Raw genomic sequence first — 17212 nt, forward strand, 5'->3', positions numbered from 1 at the left:
CGGCGGGTTCCTCGATTTCGACATGCGCGCAGCATAGGAAGCAGGGGGACACGGCGCACCGGAGAAACGCGGGGCCATTGCCGGGCAGAGCGGCGCACAGGCCGCTGAGCGAGCCCCCGGCCCCGGCGCTCAGCCCCGCGCGTCCGCCGGGCCCCCGCTCACGTCTGGCCCGTCAGCCGGTAGTACGTGTGGCCCCGCGAGTGGCGGATGAGCGCCTTCGCGATGGGATTCAGGCTCCATTTGATGGGTACATGCTCGACGACGAAGCCCATGTCGTCCTTGAACTGGCTCAGTTGGGGCGCCTCGCGGGCATGGAGGCCATTGACGAGCATCCGGACGCCGCCGAGGCGCCGGCAGGCCTGCGCGAACTCGAAAACCAGCCCCGTCGCCAGGTTGGTCGGCAGCGCCCAGGTCGCGTAGTAGGCGCAGACGCCATACGCGATGCCATCCACCACGTACCCGTCGACGTAGCCGCCCAGCCTTCCGTCCACCAGGCCCGCCAGCACGAACCAGTGGTCCCCCACGAAGTACTTCTTCACGTCCGCGACGAACCGCTCCCGGGAGGGCACCTTCTTGTGCCCGGTCCGGGCGAGCGCATCGATGACCACGTCATACCCCTGCTGCAAGAGGAGCGCGGGCCCGGTGAGCTGGACGATTCGCACCAGCCGCTGGCACTTGCGCAGCTTGTTCCTCCGGTTCGAGGACAGGCAGTCCATGTCATAGACGTCCAGCTCCGGTGAGCGGACGATGGGCACCGTGCCGTTCGCCGCGCCCGCCGTCTCCGGCGTCAGGGCGGCCCGGTAGCCCCAGCACCAGGGGGTGGGGCGCGTCACCTCCTCCGGTCTCAGCCCCGCCAGGAGATTGATGGGCTGGAAGAAGCCGGGAGCGCCCACCTGCTCCCAGTAATGCCCCCCGTGCTGGATGATTCGAACCCCCTCCGCGCGCCGGCGCTCCGCGAGCTCCCGTTCCGTGAGCATCTCGAAGCGAGCCACCGACGCATCCCTCACCTGCACCTCCGCCGTCGCCATCATGCAGAGTCCCCCCCGCCACTCAGATACACCCCTCGCACGCGCGCCCGCCAACGTCCCCGGTGCCAGGGCACTGTCGACTGCCGCGCGGCGCCAGCCTTCCAGCCGAAGGCCCGGGGGCAGGCCAGGGGTGGCCTGACTGCAGGGCTACGCGCTTCAGGGTGGCTTGGAACCCCCACGCCCGGGCTCCACTCTCAAGTCGCGAGAATCGTCGTTCACGCGGCGGGAAGCCGCCGGACCAACGACGCTGGGAGGAACCGTTCAGCGCCAGCGTCGGAGCAGAAGGGGGAGCTTACGGATGGCGCGATACATGGATGCGGGCACACTCGACACGATGAGGCAGCCGGGGACACGGTGGGCCGCCAGTCGCGTTTCCTCACCCCGGCTGCGCTCGCTGCTCGTGCTCTCCCTGGACGCGGTGATGATATCGGCCGCGCTGTGCGCGGCGCTGCTGCTGCGCTTCGGGTGGCCACCCTCCGCACGGTGGCAGGTCGCCCTCCAGCACGTGCTGCCCCTGCTGCTCACGGTGCGCCTGGGCACGCTCGTCTGCTTCGGCCTGCACCGCTGGTCCTATAGGAGGTCCGGCCTGAGCGAGGCCGGCCGCCTCATCGCGGCCAACCTGGCCGCCACCCTCGCCTTCGAGGCGCTCCGCGTCGTCTTCATCCAGGACCGGCTGCCCCGCTCGGCGGTGGCCATCGAGTTCCTCTTCACCACGGCGCTGCTGGGAGCCCACCGCTTCGCTCCCCGGCTGCTGCGCCAGTGGCACCTGGAGCGGCAGCGCTCGCGGGCCTGTGACGCGCAGCGGGCCCTCATCGTCGGCGCGGGCAGCGCGGGCGACCTGCTCCAGCGGGACTTGCTGCGCACGCCCCACAGCCCCTGGCACGTCGTCGGCTTCGTGGATGACGACCGGGCGAAGCACGGCACCCACCTCAACGGCAAGCCGGTGCTCGGCCCCATCAGCGCGCTGCCGGAGCTGGTGCGCAAGCACCGGGTGACCCAGGTGCTCATCGCCATCCCCCGGCTGCCGCCCGAGCGCATCGGACGCATCCAGGAGCTGTGCCGGGACCAGGACGTCCGCTTCAAGTTCATCCCCGCGTCCTTCGTCTATCTCGACAAGCGCATCACCTCCGCGATGCTGCACGACCTCAGCCCGGAGCACCTGCTGCCCCGCGAGGCCATCACCTTCGACCGGGAGGAGGCGCGCCGGCTCGTCACCGGCCGCCGCATCCTCGTCACCGGCGGGGCGGGCTCCATCGGCAGCGAAATCGCGCGGCAGGTCGCCGAGCTCCAGCCCGCGTCGCTCGTCCTCGTGGACATCAACGAGAATGAGCTCTACCTGCTCGTGCGCCAGCTCCAGGAGCGCCATCCCGGGCTCGACGTCAGCGCCCTCGTCGGGGACATCCGTGACTTGGACCGGATGATGCGCGTGGGCCGTGAGCATGCGCCGCAGTACGTGTTCCACGCGGCGGCGCACAAGCACGTGCCGCTGATGGAGGACGCGCCCGAGGAGGCCATCAAGAACAACGTCTTCGGCACCCTCAACGTCGCGCTGATGGCGGAGGCCTGCGGCGTGGAGCGCTTCGTGCTCATCTCCACCGACAAGGCGGTCCACCCCACCTCCGTCATGGGGGCCTCCAAGCGCCTGGCGGAGATGGTCATCCGCGACGTCGCGGCCCGCTCGCGCACCGCCTTCACCGCGGTCCGCTTCGGCAACGTGCTCGGCTCGGCGGGCAGCGTGGTGCCCATCTTCAAGCAGCAGATTCAGCGCGGCGGCCCCGTCACGGTGACGCACCCGGACTGCACCCGCTACTTCATGACCATCCCCGAGGCGGTGGGGCTGGTGATGCTGGCCGGCCTGGGCGGCTACGGCGAGCTGTGCATCCTCGACATGGGCGCCCCGGTGCGCATCTCCGAGCTGGCGGAGAACACCATCACCCTCGCGGGCCTCGTGCCGGGCCGGGACATCCCCATCGTCTACACGGGGCTGCGGCCGGGCGAGAAGCTGGAGGAGACGCTGCTCAGCGAAGAGGAGGAGCGCACCCAGCAGGTGCGCAACCACATCAAGGTGGCGCGCAGCCCCGCGCCTCCGCCGGACTTCCAGACGCGGCTGGCGCAGCTGGAGCGCGCGGCTCGCAACGGCAACGTGGCCGCGGTGATACGCGTGATGCGCAGCCTCATCCCCACGTACACGCCCGCGAGGCCGCCGGACGGCGCGGACCCTCAGCCCCGCGACGCGCGGTAGGCGGGGAAGTACCCCCCGTCACCGTCACCCGCCGACAGCCGGGCGTACACCTCCGGCTTGCAGATGATTTCGTGGGTGTAGAGCCGGGAGCTCGTGTTGGAGATGCCGCGCTTGAACTCCTCGAGGCCATCGCCCGGCTGCATGCCTCCTCCCAGGTGGAGGGGCATCCCGAGCTCCGTGCACAGCTCGGACATGGCGACGAAGAGGTTCTTGGACGGCGAGCGTGCGAGGTACGCGTCCGCCGTCCCCCCCAGGTAGTAGTGGAGCACGCCGTCGCTGTGGACGCAGACCGCGGCGGAGGCCACACGGCCATCCGGCGCGCGCGTCGCCGTGAACCAGGCGACCGGCGAGGAGAACAGCTCGTCGAAGTAGGCGTCCGAGAAGAAGTACTGCGAGGTCGCTCCGTCGCGGACCATCGTCTGCCGGTAGACCTCCTTGAAGCCCTCCCGTTCCTCGGGTGAAGACTCACAGGCCGGCCGGTAGGAGTTCACGAAGCCCAGGCGGACGTTGCGCTTCACGTGCCGGCGGTGCATCTCCCGGAACTCGAGGGGCAGGCGGGGGTCGATGAGGAACACCTCGTTGCGCGCCGTGCCTCCAGCGAAGCAGCGCGGGCCCACCACGCGGTCCCTCACGAAGATGCTGACGAGCTCCGTGGGGCCCCAGTCCACTGCCTCCTTCGGCACCTCGCTCAGGCCATCCACCCGCCCGCCTGGATACCCATACGGTGAGACCGCGTCCCGGTGCTCCGTCCCCTCGATGGGCCGCACGATGAGCGGAAGCCGCAGCGAACCACCCGCGCCTCCGTCGATGACGAGCGTGTGTGTCACGCCCTCGGCGCGCAGGTGGTGTGGCGAGCGGAAGTAATCCGCGGACCGTGCCGCCTCGCCTTCGTCGGAGACCAGCTGGGCCCGCAACCGCGCATTCGTCATCGGCTCGCACCACCTCCGAGCGGGCGGCCCATGCCTCGCGGTACGAGCCTTCGTCGGAATTTGGTTTGTCTGCACACGTTCCACTCGCCAACGAACGCACTCCGGCGTTCCCATTGCAGAGTAGCCATCCGCGCGAGCGACGGCCTACTCCCCCAAGGACACAATTGATGTTGGACTTCTGTCGTCGAAGCACCCGTGGCCTTGCCATGACCTCCTTCCTGTCCCTCGCTCTCATCGCGGGCCTGGCCTGCGACCCCAATGCGGAGATGGTCGACCCTGACTCCGGTCAGGTCGTGACCCCCGATGGTGAACAGGTCGCCGCCGTCCCCGATGTGAATGCGGACGCGAACGAAGGCACCGAAGCGTCCCCCGAGCTGGTGGCCGCGCTGCCGACCCCTGTGCCCGCCTCCTCTGAGGCGCCTGTCACCGAGGAGCCGACCCCCGCGACGGCCGCCGCCACCGCCCCACTGCGCACCGTGGCGGCCTGGGAGCAGCTGTTCCTCAGCCGATGGAGCGCCGAGCACACCGGGGACTATCTGCCCAAGAGCAACTCGCTGGACAGCTGGCAGTTCTACAACCTGGCCTATGGCATCGACGCGAACACCGCGATGTACCGGGCCACGGGCAAGACGCAGTACCTGGACCGCGCGCTGCTCTACACCAACAACGTGGTCAACCACGCCAAGGTGTCGTCGTCGCTCCCCAAGAGCCAGTTCAAGGACTCGTACCTGGGCTGGGCCTCGGCGCGCTCGGACACCCTCGGGCAGGAAGTGCCGCTGTTCGAGAGCTATTGCTGGCGCTACGTGACGCGCATGCTGCGGGTCATCCGTGAGACGCCCGCGCTGTATGGCAATGCCACCTACAAGGCGCAGTACGACAGGCTGCTCGCCTTCACGGAGCGGAACATCTTCGACAAGTGGTACAAGCGCGGCGCGAACTCCTACGTCTACCGCAACCGTACGCACATGGCCTCGCACTGGGCCTTCATCTCGATGGACCTGTCGCGCATGACGGCGGACGCCACGCGCAAGGCCACGTACCTGACGGTCTTCAACAACATCAACCGCGACCTGCCCAACTCCACCTCGTCGCTGCGCGGGCAGCTGCGCGCGGGCTTCACCAACACTTCGGCCTACTACTGGAGCGACGTGTGGGCCTCCACCTCGCGCCCCGGTCAGGACGTGGCGCACGCGAACGGCATGCTGGCCTACATCGTCGAGGCGCGTGACGCCGGCATGGAGTGGACGGCCGACGACATCCGCAAGTTCACCACGACGTTCAACTCCGTCATCTGGCCCTCGGCCACCCGGTACGCCAGCTACGTCGACGGTTCCGGCGCCGGCACCGGCTGGTTCAACGACGGCCTGATGAAGCTCGGCCGCTACGACGCCAACCTGCAGCGCCGGCTGGAGGCGCACGGGGTCGGCAGGAACATCGACTTCTACGCCCAGGGCGCGCTCAACGCGAAGCTGCTGGGGCAGTAGGCTCCGCTGAAGTCCCTGGCGGTGTCGGGTTCATGAATCGCCGGGCGGCGCATCCTCGCGCCGCCCGGCGATTCGCTTCTATGCGTCAGGACGCCTGCCCCGCGGGGTGGTTGTGGGCACCCGGCGGGCGCTGTGGACTCCGGGCGCCATGGCACCCAATCGCCTGCTCATCTTCAGCCCGGCGGCGTTCCAGCTCTCCGGACACCAGCAGTCCTATCTCACCGGGCTGGGAGAGGCGCTCGCGAGGCTCGGCGTGGAGGTGCACGTCTTCGGGATGAGGGGCCTGGGGAGCTATCCCACGCCCATCGTCTCGCATGCCGTCGGCAGGAACACCGTGGTCGAACCCCGCGCGGCCTACCGTGAGCGCCTGGGGCCCTGGGGGGATGTCGTCTGGGGGGCCGACCGCCTGGAGCACCAGGTGCGGCTGCTGCGGGAGCTGCACCGCGTGCACCGTCACCTGGGCGGGCCGCCGCTCCTGTTCGAGGCCTTCGAGTACGTCTCCCTCGCGGCACACCTCACGCAAGCGCCCCGTGCGCACCGGCAGGTGTGCATCTTCCACGACACCAACTTCAACCTCAGGCACGCGTCGCCCGTCGCCGCCGCCTACAAGCTGCTCTCGCGCCCGTTTGCCCGGCGCATCCTGCACAGCGTGGACCGGGCCTTCGTCCACGCGCCCGGGATGCGGGAGAACCTGTTCGAGAACGTCGACCCCGGGCGGCGCTACCACCACAAGGTGGAGGTGCTTCCGTATGGCGCCCCCCACCCCGAGAAGATACCGCGCCTGGACCGGGCGACGGCCCGCGCGGGGCTGGGCGTGGACACGCGGCGCAAGGTGATGCTCGCCTTCGGCACCCTGCGGACCGACAAGTGCTACCGGCTCGTCTTCGAGGCCCTGGCGCGCAGCCCGGAGTGGGAGCTGCTCGTCGCCGGCCCGGAGGGTGACGTCTCGTTCCGGCAGCTCCAGGCGCTCCGGGAGCGGACCGGCGTCGGGCCGCGCGTGCGGATGTTCCCCGGCTTCATCCCCCTGGGCGAGCACCGCCGGTACTTCGGGGCCGCGGACGCGGTGCTCAACCTCTACGAGCAGCACATCCGCCACGAGAGCGGCACGGCGCAGCTCGCCCGCTCCTTCCTCCGCCCCGTCATCGCCGGAGGGCCGCCGGACCTGCACGACTACGTGCGCGCGACGGGCGCGGGCTGGTCCGTGATGCCCTTGAACGTGGGCAGGCTCACCGAGGTGATGTACGAGGCCGCCCGCCTCGACGAGGCCGGACGCGCCGCCATGGAGCGGCGCATCCACGCCACGGCGGTGGAGCGCTCGTGGGACGCGGTGGCCTCCCGGGTGCTCGACGCCCTGGGCGCGTGAGCGGCGCCCTGGAAACGGACAGATGCCCTGCCTCCGCGTCCCAGGGCGCGGGACGCCCGCGGTGAGCACGCTCCCGGAGCCGCCCCGGCCCCTTCCAGGAGCAATGCCCATGCCCCAGCGCATCCACCTGTCCTCGCCGCACCTGGGAGGGCTCGAGCGGGGCTACGTCGACGAGGCCTTCGCGAGCAACTGGATTGCCCCGCTGGGCCCGCACGTGGATGCCTTCCAGGAGGAGTTCGCCCGCTGCGTCGGGGCGAAGCACGCGCTCGCGCTGAGCTCCGGCACGGCCGCGCTCCACCTCGCCCTGCAGCTGGTGGGCGTGGGCCCGGGGGACGACGTGCTGGTGAGCACCCTCACCTTCTCCGCCTCCGTGAATCCCATCCGCTACCTGGGCGCGTCGCCCGTGTTCATCGACAGCGAGCGCGCCTCCTGGAACATGGACCCCGCGCTGCTGGAAGAGGAGCTGGAGGCGCGCGCCCGCTCCGGAAGGCTGCCTCGCGCGGTGGTGGTGGTCCACCTCTACGGGCAGTGCGCCGACCTGGACCCCATCCTCGCGGCGTGCGAGCGCCATGGCGTGCCGCTCGTCGAGGACGCGGCCGAGGCCCTGGGGAGCACGTACAAGGGGCGCGCGCCGGGCACGCTGGGCCGGGCGGGCATCTACTCCTTCAACGGCAACAAAATCATCACCACCTCCGGCGGGGGGATGCTGGTGTCACCCGACGAGGGGCTCATCCGCCACGCGCTCAAGCTGGCCACCCAGGCGCGCGACGCGGCGCCGCACTACCAGCACTCCGAGATTGGCTACAACTACCGCCTCAGCAACGTGCTGGCGGCCATCGGCCGCGCGCAGCTCCGGGTGCTGGAGGAGCGCGTCGCCGCGCGGCGCGGGAATCATGCGTACTACGCGCGCGCGCTCGCGGACGTGCCGGGCGTCACCTTCATGCCCGAGGCGCCGTGGGGGCGCCACACGCGCTGGCTGACGACGCTGACCGTGGACCCGGCGCGCTTCGGCGCGGACCGCGAGGCGGTGCGGCTCGCCCTGGAGCGGGAGGACATCGAGGCGCGGCCCGTGTGGAAGCCCATGCACCTGCAGCCGGTGTTCTCCTCTTGCGAGCGGCGCGGCGGCCAGGTGGCGGAGGAGCTGTTCCAGCACGGGCTGTGCCTGCCCTCCGGCTCCAACCTCACCCCGGACGACCTGGCCCGCGTCGTCGAGGTGGTGAGGGCCGTGCATCAGGGCCGCTGAGCCGCGGCCTCCTCGCCGTTGCCGAGGAACGGGTACATCGTCGCCTGTCCCTCGGAGGCGATGCCCTGGCGCTGCACGACGCGCAGGAAGGTCAGCCCGAGAATCCTCGCGTCCAGCACCAGGCTCCAGTTGTCCACGTACCAGACGTCGAGCTGGAAGCGCTCCTTCCAGCCCAGCGCGTTGCGCCCGTTCACCTGCGCCCAGCCGGTGATGCCGGGCATCACGTCGTGGCGCCGCGCCTGCTCGGCGGAGTAGCGCGACAGGTACTCCATGAGCAGCGGGCGCGGCCCCACCAGGCTCATGTCGCCGCGCAGCACGTTCCACAGCTGCGGAAGCTCGTCCAGGCTCGCCGAGCGCAGGAACCGCCCCACGCGCGTGAGGCGCTGCGCGTCCGGGAGCGGACGGCCATTCTCGTCCCGCGCTTCGAGCATGGTGCGGAACTTCACCAGCTGGAAGGTCCTGCCCCCGCGTCCCGGGCGCTGCTGGCGGAAGAACACCGGGGCGCCCATGGACACGCGGACGGCCAGCGCCGTCACGGCCATCACCGGGGCCAGGCACAAGAGCCCCGCGGCCGCCGCCACCCGGTCCATGCACTGCTTGAAAAGGAGCCCCGTCCCAGCCTGTCGCGGCATCTGTCCCCCCTTGCGTTGCCAGACTTCCGTCGCACGACAACGTGGGTGCCGGCGCGCGGCCCCACCACCCGCCCGCGAGCCGTGGCGCGCTGTCGCGGCCCGGGTACCGGGGCTCCCCGCCGGGGGGCTCAGGCGACCGTGTCCGCCTCGGGCGCCACCTGCGTCCGGGAGCTGGCGGGGACCGGGCCCGCCTCCCTGCGTCCCAGGCGCCGCCACGCGCGCAGGACGAGCCACCCGCTACAGCCCAGCTCGGCGAGCCAGCCCAGCGACAGGGCCCAGGCCGCGCCCACCGGGCCGGCGCCAGGCACCCAGTACAGGCTTCCCAGCCCCACCACCGCGACGGAGACGACGAGCATCACCATCTGCACCTTCAGCTCCCGTGCCGCCGTGAGCGCGGCCTGGAGGCTCACGCCGACGTACTCCAGCGCGGCGGCCACCATGAGCCAGACGAACAGGCCGTTGTTGAGCGCGTACGGCGCCCCATAGAAGAGCGTCAGCACCTGGCGCCCGAGCAGCGCCGCGCCGGCGATGGCGCACACGCCCACCAGCGCCGACCCGCCCGTGAAGACGAGGAGCGCGCGGCCATAGCGGCGCGCGTCCCCTGACGCGTGGTAGCGCCCCAGCCGGGGGTTCAGCACCTGCCCGAGCGCCTGCACCACCCTGCCGCCCAGCGCCGAGAAGTACGCCAGCGCGGCGTACACCCCCAGCTCCGCCTTGCCGGAGTGGGCCTCCAGCAGGTAGCGCGGAATGTTGGGGCGCAGCGAGCCCAGCAGCGAGGCGATGCCGAGCGCATAGGCAAGCCCCAGCAGGCTCTTCAGGCGCAGGCCCTGGTCACCCCGCCAGGGCGCCCGCCACAGCTGGCGCCAGGGACTCGGGGCTCCGAACTCACGGCGATACGTGGGCACGTCCACGAGGAAGAGCACCAGCGCCCAGGAGAGCCCCAGCGCGGCCGCCGCCACCACCGCGCTGTTCGTGGCCCAGAGCGCGAAGGCCACCAGCACCATGGAGAGCACGCTCTTGGCGATGGTGGAGCGGGCGATGATGACCAGCCGCTCGTTGCGCTGCAGGGCCCCGTAGAAGACGTCGCTGAGCGCCTCGAAGCCCTTGGCCACCGCCAGGAGCGGGATGACGAGGCTGGCCTCCTCGGAGGACCCCGCCACCAGGGCGATGCCGCAACACAGCAGGAAGCCTCCGAGCACGTTGAGCACCATCAACCCGAGGTAGTGCTCGAAGCCGTAGGCCTCCCGAGCGTCGGTCGCCTGGAGCGTGCGCAACTGCATGCGCGCCAGGAGCATCACCGGGGCGGTGATGGCGAGCCCGAGGGCGAACTCGCCGACCTGCTCCACCGTGCCGAGCCGTGCGAGGAGGACCAGGACACCCCACTGGGCCAACGCGTAGATGAGCCCGGCCGCGAGCGTCCACGTGAAGTTCCTCCCCGTCGACCGGCGCCGGGTCATGCCCTGCCCACCGCGCTCCGGAGTACCTCGTCGAGCCGGACGGCCGCCGCGTCCGCGGAGAAGCGCTCCCGGCCCAGCCGCCCCGCCTTGCTCCCCGCCTCGGCGAGCCACCGCGCGTCCCTCACCCGGTTCGCCAGCAGCGCCCCGGCGCCGGGGAGGTCCTTGGGCGACAGGTACACGCCGAACCCCTCCTGCTCGAGCAGCTTCGCCTGCCACCCGCCGTAGTTGAGCGCCAGAGGCCGGCTGGCGGCGAGCGCGTCGAACACCTTGTTGGCGGAGTTGTCCTCCATGCCCGGCACGTCGGTGAAGAGGGACGTGGCGATGGTGGCCGCGGAGAGGATGGCGGGGACCTCCGCCTTCGGCACCGGCGGGAGGAAGAAGAGGTTGCGGTCCTTCACCCCGAGCTGCTCCGCGAGCGCGTACAGCCCGGGCTCCTCGCTGCCCCGTCCCACGACGACGAAGCGCACCTCCGGGTCCTTCTTCAGCACCTCCGCGGCGAGCCGGACGAGGAAGTCCACGCCATTCACCCGGCCGAGGGTGCCAGCGTAGACGACCATGGGCCTGTCACCGAGCCAGGCGTACTTGCGCCGGAATGCCTCGCCCGCGGAGGCGGGGACCTGGAAGCGCTCCGGGTCGCAGAGGTTGGGGATGACGGTGATTTTCTCCGGGTGCACGCCCGCCGCCTCCACTCCGGCCTTCATGCCCGGCGAGAGCGCGACGATGTGGGCCGCGCCCGCGTAGGCGGCCTTCTCCAGCACCTGCGCGGCGAAGATGGCCGGGCGGCTCTTGAGGGCACCGACGGCGATGGGGATGGCGGGCCAGAGGTCCCTCACCTCGAAGACCATGGGCCGCTTGTTCCAGCGCGAGGCGACGATGCCGGGCACCGCGATGGTCAGCGGCGTGCTGGTGGCGAAGACCACGTCGCCGCCGAGCTGCGCGGCCCGCTGCGACGAGCCGACGGCGAAGCTGCCGAAGGCACGCATCCGGTCCGGATAGCTCATCTTCTGTGAGTAGGGCACCGGCAGCCAGTGCACGTGGATGCCGCTCACGTCCGTCTCGCGCCAGCCCTTCACCTCGTTGGTGGGCCGGGTGTCGGACGTCACCATGTGGACCTCGTGGCCCATGCGGACCAGGCGGCGCGCGAGCTCGTAGGAGCGCGTCCCGCCCTGCATCTCCGGCGTCGTGAAGTATTGATGGAGGTAGATGATCTTCATGTCAGGTCGCTCCTTCGGCGGTGACACAGGCATCCGGTTCGAAGCGCTCCGGCGCCTCCCTCGCGGCCGTGGTGCACGAGGACAGCATCATGAGAAGGAAGAGGGAGCGGGCGTCGTAGAGGTCGCCGCTGGACTGGCTGCCCACCAGCACCAGCACCACCGCGCCCACCGTCGCCGCATCCAGGCCGCGGCGTCCCCGGAACGCCGCGCGGGCGTACGCGAGAAACACCCCGGCCAGGAACATCAGCCCCAGCGCGCCCCCCTCGCAGAACACCTCGAGGAAGAGGTTGTGGGGATAGACGCCCAGGCCGAGCGCGGGGAAGGCCGCGAGCCCGCCCCCCATCACCGGCGCGTCGAGCCCGAGCGCGTACGCCCGCTCGTACAGCACCTCGCGCCCGGACAGGTACACCCCACCCTCCCCGGCCTCGCCGCCCTCGTACTTGAGGGTCAGCTTGAGGAACCGCTCCTCCATGGAGCGCGTCAGCGCCTTGCCCAGCGGGGTGAAGGAGATGACGCCCACGGTGGCGACCGTGGCGAGCGCGGACAACATCGCGAGCCGGCGCAGCGGGATTCGCCCCAGCGCGAGGAAGGTGAGGACACCGGCGATGATGGCGAGCGCCCCGCCGCGCGAGCCGGTGAGGATGGCGAGCAGGACGCCGGTGGCCGCGGCCGGAATCCAGAGCCACGTCGGCCCGCCGCGCCGCCAGAAGTACAGGGCGCCGAGCGCGAACATCCCCATCAGCCGGGCGAAGACGTTCGGCCCTCCCCCCATCACCGCCAGGCGCGCCCCGGCGCCGCCGGCCAGGAACTGGCGCAGGCCGACGAGCGCCAGCATCCCCGTGGCGGCGACGACGACGAGCCAGAAGGCCTCCAGCACCCGGTCCGCCGGCAGGCGGAGCGCGGCGAACCCGAGGCCCAGGCTCATCACCGCGGACAGGACGACCTCGTAGAACTTCCACGAGACGTACGTCGACTCGGGCGCCCACGCCGCGCTGGCGCACAGGTATCCGAAGAACGCCAGCAGCGCCGCCACCACTCCCCCATCCAGCCGCGTCTCGCCCGGCGCGTGCCCCCGGTGGGCGGCATGGACCATCCCCAGCGTGGCGAGCAGGAGCCCGCCCATGACAATCCACAGCCGCAGCTCCTGGAACGGGCTCGCCACGGCGCTCCCGGTGTCCAGGCGGCTGAAGGCCCAGCGGCCCGCGAGCACGTAGAGCGCGGCGGTGAAGCCCAGGGCTGTGCTCCGGAACCAGCTCACGCAAGTCCTCCCGCCCGCACTCAGCCCGCCGTCGGGTATTCGTACTGGTAGATGCCGCTCACGACGCGGCCTCGCGGCGAGCGCGACACGCCGTTGAAGATGACGCCCCGGGGTTGGACGCCGTTGAGCTCCAGCCGCTTGACGGCCGCGGCCACCTCCCGCATCGGGTGGGCGCCCGCGCGCACCACCACCAGGCTCACCCCCGCGTGCCGGCCCACGAGCGCCGCGTCCGTCACCGCCAGGATGGGTGGGGTGTCGAAGAGGACGAGGTCGTACTCGGCGGACATCCACGCCACGAGCGCGGCGAAGCGGTCGCTCATGAGCAGCTCGGCGGGGTTGGGCGGCAGCGCGCCGGTGGGCAGGAAGGACAGGCGCTGCCCGGGGATGGGCTGTATCACCTCGTCCGACTCGACCGTGCCGAGGATGAGCTCGGCGAGGCCCCGCTCGCGCTCGACGCCGAAGCAGCGGTGGAGCCAGCCTCCGCGCAGGTTGGCGTCCACGAGCAGGGTGCGCCTGCCGGAATCCGCCAGCACCCAGGCCAGGTTGGCGGCGATGAAGGACTTGCCGACGCCCGGGCTGGGGCCGGTGATGGCGATGACGTTGTTGGGCGCGTCCTTCATCGCGAACTGGAGGCTGGTCCGCAGCCCGCGGAGGCTCTCCACCGCGACGTCCCGAGGGTGCGTCCGGGCCAGGACGGTGCGCGGCCCCCGGGCCCGGACCGAGGCATTCTTTCCCAGGGGGATGGAGGCGAAGACGGGAAGCCCGAGCCGGGCCTCGAGCGCGCCAGGGGCCGACACGCCGCCGTGGAGCGCCCTCCGGGTGAAGGCGAGCCCGATGCCCAGCGTCAGCCCCAACACCAGGCTGACCGCGAGCACGCCCGGCTGGGACGGGCTCACGGGCTCCCGCGACACCACCGCCGGGTCGAGGATGCGCGCGTTGCCGACGGTGCTCGACTTCAGGACGCGATACTCCTGGGCCTTGTTGTTGAGCTGGAGGTAGAGCGCGTTGGTGACTTCCACGTCCCGCCGGAGCCGGGCCGCCTCCGCGTCCGCGGCGGGCATGGCCTTGAGCCGGGCGGAGATGGACCGCCGCTCGGACTTCAGCCGCGTCAGCTTCTGGGTCGCCGTCCTGACGCTCGGGTGGCTCGGGGTGAAGCGCTCTCGCAGCTCGGTGCGCTGCATGTCGAGCTGGGCGATGGTGTCATCGAGCTCGACGCTGCGGTCCAGGAGTGCCTTGGTCTCCTGCTCGCGGTCGACCATCCCCGCCCCCGCGCGGTGCGCGCTCAGCGCCGCCTCCGCGCGCTCCAGCTCGGTGCGCAGGCCGGGCAGCTGGCTGTCGAGGAACGCCAGGGCCTTCTCGGCCTCCTCGTTCCTGCGCGCCACGTTCTGGTGGACGTAGCCCGTCACCAGGGCCTTGAGCGTCGCGGAGATGCCCTCCGGGTCCGGCCCCTCGAGGGACACGGTCAGCACGCCCGTCCCAGGCCCCTTCTCGCTCAGGCGCAGCGCGCGCTGGAGCGACTCGACCACCCGGAGGCGGGAGCGCCGGCTGACCTCGAACTGCGTCCCCGGACGGGCCCGCAGCTCGGTGACGAAGAGCTCCACCTTCCGGGGCGCGCCCGGCGGCGTCGTGGAGGGCGTGCCCACGCGCCCTTCGAGCAGCGGGGCGGAGTCCGGGCCGAGCAGCGTGTACGCGCCCGCCTCCCGTGCCACGAGCGTGAGCGGAAGGTCCTCCAGCGCACGGGGCACCTCCATCCTGTCCACCTGGATGCGCTCACCGCCCCAGGCATACCGCCCCAGGCCCGACCACGGAGGCTCGGCGAGGCCGGGCCCCTCATGGCCGCGGGAGAGCACCGCCCCCACGAGCGGGAGGTACCGCGGCGCGGCCTCCACGTCCAGCCGCACCTCATCCACCACGCGGCCCAGCAGCTCCCGCGAGCTGAGGACCTCCATCTCCGTGGCGACCTGCCCGGGGAAGTTGCCAAGCAGCTCCTCGAGCCCACCCGACTTGCTCTCCTTCTGCTCAATCTGGATGACGGCGTTGGCGCGCCAGGTGGGCGTGGCGAAGGCCACGTAGACGGCCCCCACCAGCAGCGTGGTGACGAGCGTCGCGACAATCGACACGCGGTACTCGAGCAGGATGCCCAGGTGGGCACCGAGGTCGAGCGCGTCGTCTGTCGAGGTACCGGTGCTGGAGCGAGCGGAGGCCTTGCGGCCGCTGGAGTGACCCATCATCACCGCTCCAAGATGATGGTCCTGCCTCCGATTTGTACCGTCTCCCAGAGTAGCCGAACTGTTGGCTCGATTTGACTGATGATGCGGTTCCACTGCGTCAAGTCGTGCGCGGATACGAAGACGACGTCACGGGGTTGAAGTTGGAACTGCGTCGCGAGCAGGAGTGCATCCGGCGAGCCGGCATCGAGCTTGTAGATGGAGGGCCGGTCGAAGTTGCCGCGGAGGACGTAGACCTTCGACGGATTGGACGTCACGGGGTCGAAGCCCTCGCTGTCGCCAATGGCCTCCGCGAGCGTCATCCGGCCCTTCACCATGATGCGCGAGGAGGGCCTGCGGACCTCGCCGAGGACGAAGACCTTGTTCCGGCTCCTGTCGGGGACATGGAGGATGTCGCCGTCCTGCAGCAGCCAGTTCTGGCGGATGTCCCCCTCTTCGTAGAGCGCCTGCACGTCGAGGGTGAACGTCTTGCCGCCCCGGGTGAGCACGATGGAGCGCAGGTCGGCCTCCTGGGTGAACCCCTTCGCCTGGGAGATGGCGTCCTGCACGCGCAGGGGCACGTCGGTGATGGGGATGGTGCTGGGAGCAGCCACCTCGCCGGTGACCTGGACCTTCTGCCCGCGGAAGTCCGCCACGCGCACGTCGAGCTGCGGCTTCTCGATGACGGGCGCCAGGCGCCGCGTGAGCAGGTCGCGAATCTCGGGCAGCGTCATGCCCGCGACGGGGAAGACTCCGACGTGGGGGAAGAACACCGTCCCGTCGGCGGCCACCGGGTGCCCGCTGGCCTCGGCGGAGCGGAACTCGCCCGCGGGGATGGTGAGCTCGGGGTGGTCATAGACGATGACGCTCAGCACGTCGTGGGGTGCCACCCGGTAGGAGTAGTGCGCCGCGGCCTTCGCCAGCGGGTCCTCCAGCCGCGCGGGCGGCGTCTTCCGGCGCGCTTCGAGCTGCTTGAGGAGCAGGTCGGCGGTGATGGGGACGATTTCGTACGCGTCACCCGTGCCGGCGTCCGCCTTGCCCGCGTACCGCTCCCGGAAGGCGACCTCGTCCATGCGCATGCCGGGGCCCCACGCGCATGCGCTCGAGCACAGCAGCCCGGCCAGTAGCAGGACACGCCTCATCAACGGCCTCCACCTCCCCGCTCACGCGTCAGGGCCCGCGAAGCCCCGGGCTCGGAGGGTGCTCACCGCGCCGCGCGCGGGCCGGTGTCCCGCAGGGATGGGAAGTCGCGCCCCGACGACAGACGCCCTGCCCTCCGGGGCGGGGGTTCGTCTCAGGCCCGGGTGGAGCGCGGGCGTGGGACGCCCCGTCGAGCCCGTGAGCGAGGCCGGTTCAGGAGTCAGCGTCCCGGTGGACGCGGGCCGGAACGCCCACCACGACGACGCGAGGGGGCACATCGCGGAGGACCACGGCCCCGGCGCCTACCACGGCTTCGTCTCCGACGACCTTGCCGGGAAGGATGGTGGCGCCCAGCCCCAGGTGGGAGAGCGCCCCGATTCGGACGGTGCCCCCGAGGGTGACATTCGGCGAGAGGTGGGCGAACTCGCCGACCTCGCAGTCGTGCTCGACGATGGCGCCGCTGTTGATGATGGCCCCGTCGGCGATGCAGGCGTCGGGGTTGATGACGGCCTGGGCCATGACGACCACCCCCGCGCCCACGCGTGCGGACGCGGACACGGCGGCCGTGGGGTGAATCAGCGTGGCCAGCGTCAGCCCGAGCCGGTTGCACCACTCGAAGATGCGACGGCGTGTGTGGTTCTCGCCAATGCCCAGGGCGACCGTCACTTCGGACCGGCGCGCCTCGAGCCAGGACGCACCGCCGAGGATGGGCAGCTTGAACACCGTCCCGCCCGCGGAGGCTCCGTCATCGACGAAGCCCTCGACCGTCAGGCCCAGGGACAACGCAATGTCGGCAACCACCTTCCCGTGCCCTCCACAGCCATAGACCACCAGTCTGTGCGTCGTCTTCATGGGCACCACTGGCATCGAGCGGCTGGGAGTTGCCGCACAGGCGGGCCCTTCCGGTCCTAACAAACCTGTCCACCGGGTGCGAGAAGTGGGAGCGCCTCGCGTTGTTCATCGTGCGTGTCGACCCGGGAGATGTTGGCGGGTGTCAATTACAACAGCAGCAGCT

Annotated in this window: 13 protein-coding genes; 4 read left to right on the forward strand and 9 right to left on the reverse strand. The window is 71.1% G+C overall.

Annotation, left to right across the window (positions count from 1 at the left end):
- Positions 1-158: 158 nt before the first annotated feature.
- Positions 159-1031 carry a hypothetical protein gene (locus tag ACX9TP_RS31990; RefSeq protein ID WP_482974433.1) on the reverse strand — a complete coding sequence of 291 codons (873 nt, stop codon included), beginning with the start codon at positions 1029-1031 and terminating at the stop codon, positions 159-161.
- 295 nt (positions 1032-1326) lie between these two features.
- On the opposite strand from ACX9TP_RS31990, the gene ACX9TP_RS31995 reads away from it, so the two are divergent.
- Positions 1327-3270: an SDR family NAD(P)-dependent oxidoreductase gene (locus ACX9TP_RS31995; RefSeq protein WP_482974434.1), complete on the forward strand. Its 1944-nt coding sequence runs from the start codon at positions 1327-1329 to the stop codon at positions 3268-3270.
- Here ACX9TP_RS31995 and ACX9TP_RS32000 read toward each other — a convergent pair.
- Entirely contained in the window at positions 3249-4199 is a 951-nt protein-coding gene (locus ACX9TP_RS32000) for a GNAT family N-acetyltransferase (protein WP_482974435.1), read from the reverse strand. The genes ACX9TP_RS31995 and ACX9TP_RS32000 overlap by 22 nt on opposite strands.
- 206 nt (positions 4200-4405) lie before the next feature.
- Here ACX9TP_RS32000 and ACX9TP_RS32005 point away from each other — a divergent pair, with 206 nt between their 5' ends.
- The 3 genes from ACX9TP_RS32005 to ACX9TP_RS32015 all read left to right on the forward strand — a co-directional run bounded on the left by ACX9TP_RS32005 (position 4406) and on the right by ACX9TP_RS32015 (position 8289).
- Positions 4406-5683: a hypothetical protein gene (locus ACX9TP_RS32005; protein WP_482974436.1), complete on the forward strand. Its 1278-nt coding sequence runs from the start codon at positions 4406-4408 to the stop codon at positions 5681-5683.
- Between the two features lie 148 nt (positions 5684-5831).
- The gene (locus tag ACX9TP_RS32010; protein WP_482974437.1) at positions 5832-7046 is read left to right on the forward strand and encodes a glycosyltransferase family 4 protein; all 1215 of its coding nucleotides are present in this window, start codon (positions 5832-5834) and stop codon (positions 7044-7046) included.
- A gap of 109 nt (positions 7047-7155) precedes the next feature.
- On the forward strand, positions 7156-8289 hold the full coding sequence (locus ACX9TP_RS32015) for a DegT/DnrJ/EryC1/StrS family aminotransferase (RefSeq protein WP_482974438.1): 1134 nt from the start codon (positions 7156-7158) through the stop codon (positions 8287-8289).
- Here ACX9TP_RS32015 and ACX9TP_RS32020 read toward each other — a convergent pair.
- The 7 genes from ACX9TP_RS32020 to ACX9TP_RS32050 all read right to left on the reverse strand — a co-directional run bounded on the left by ACX9TP_RS32020 (position 8277) and on the right by ACX9TP_RS32050 (position 17049).
- Positions 8277-8921: a sugar transferase gene (locus ACX9TP_RS32020; RefSeq protein WP_482974439.1), complete on the reverse strand. Its 645-nt coding sequence runs from the start codon at positions 8919-8921 to the stop codon at positions 8277-8279. The genes ACX9TP_RS32015 and ACX9TP_RS32020 overlap by 13 nt on opposite strands.
- 128 nt (positions 8922-9049) lie before the next feature.
- The gene (locus ACX9TP_RS32025; protein ID WP_482974440.1) at positions 9050-10378 is read right to left on the reverse strand and encodes a lipopolysaccharide biosynthesis protein; all 1329 of its coding nucleotides are present in this window, start codon (positions 10376-10378) and stop codon (positions 9050-9052) included.
- Complete coding sequence (locus tag ACX9TP_RS32030; RefSeq protein WP_482974441.1) at positions 10375-11592, reverse strand: glycosyltransferase family 4 protein; 1218 nt, start codon at positions 11590-11592, stop codon at positions 10375-10377. Before ACX9TP_RS32030 ends, ACX9TP_RS32025 begins: the two co-directional genes overlap by 4 nt.
- A gap of 1 nt (position 11593) precedes the next feature.
- Positions 11594-12850, reverse strand: a complete 1257-nt coding sequence (locus ACX9TP_RS32035; RefSeq protein ID WP_482974442.1) for an O-antigen ligase family protein — start codon at positions 12848-12850, stop codon at positions 11594-11596.
- A 20-nt stretch (positions 12851-12870) separates the two neighbouring features.
- A complete protein-coding gene (locus tag ACX9TP_RS32040) occupies positions 12871-15081 on the reverse strand; it encodes a polysaccharide biosynthesis tyrosine autokinase (protein ID WP_482974443.1) in 2211 nt (736 codons plus the stop codon).
- Entirely contained in the window at positions 15081-16199 is a 1119-nt protein-coding gene (locus ACX9TP_RS32045; RefSeq protein ID WP_482974444.1) for a polysaccharide export protein, read from the reverse strand. Before ACX9TP_RS32045 ends, ACX9TP_RS32040 begins: the two co-directional genes overlap by 1 nt.
- A 211-nt stretch (positions 16200-16410) precedes the next feature.
- Positions 16411-17049, reverse strand: a complete 639-nt coding sequence (locus ACX9TP_RS32050; protein ID WP_482974445.1) for an acetyltransferase — start codon at positions 17047-17049, stop codon at positions 16411-16413.
- Between the last annotated feature and the right edge of the window lie 163 nt (positions 17050-17212).

It is taken from the genome of Pyxidicoccus sp. M15 (assembly GCF_056858435.1).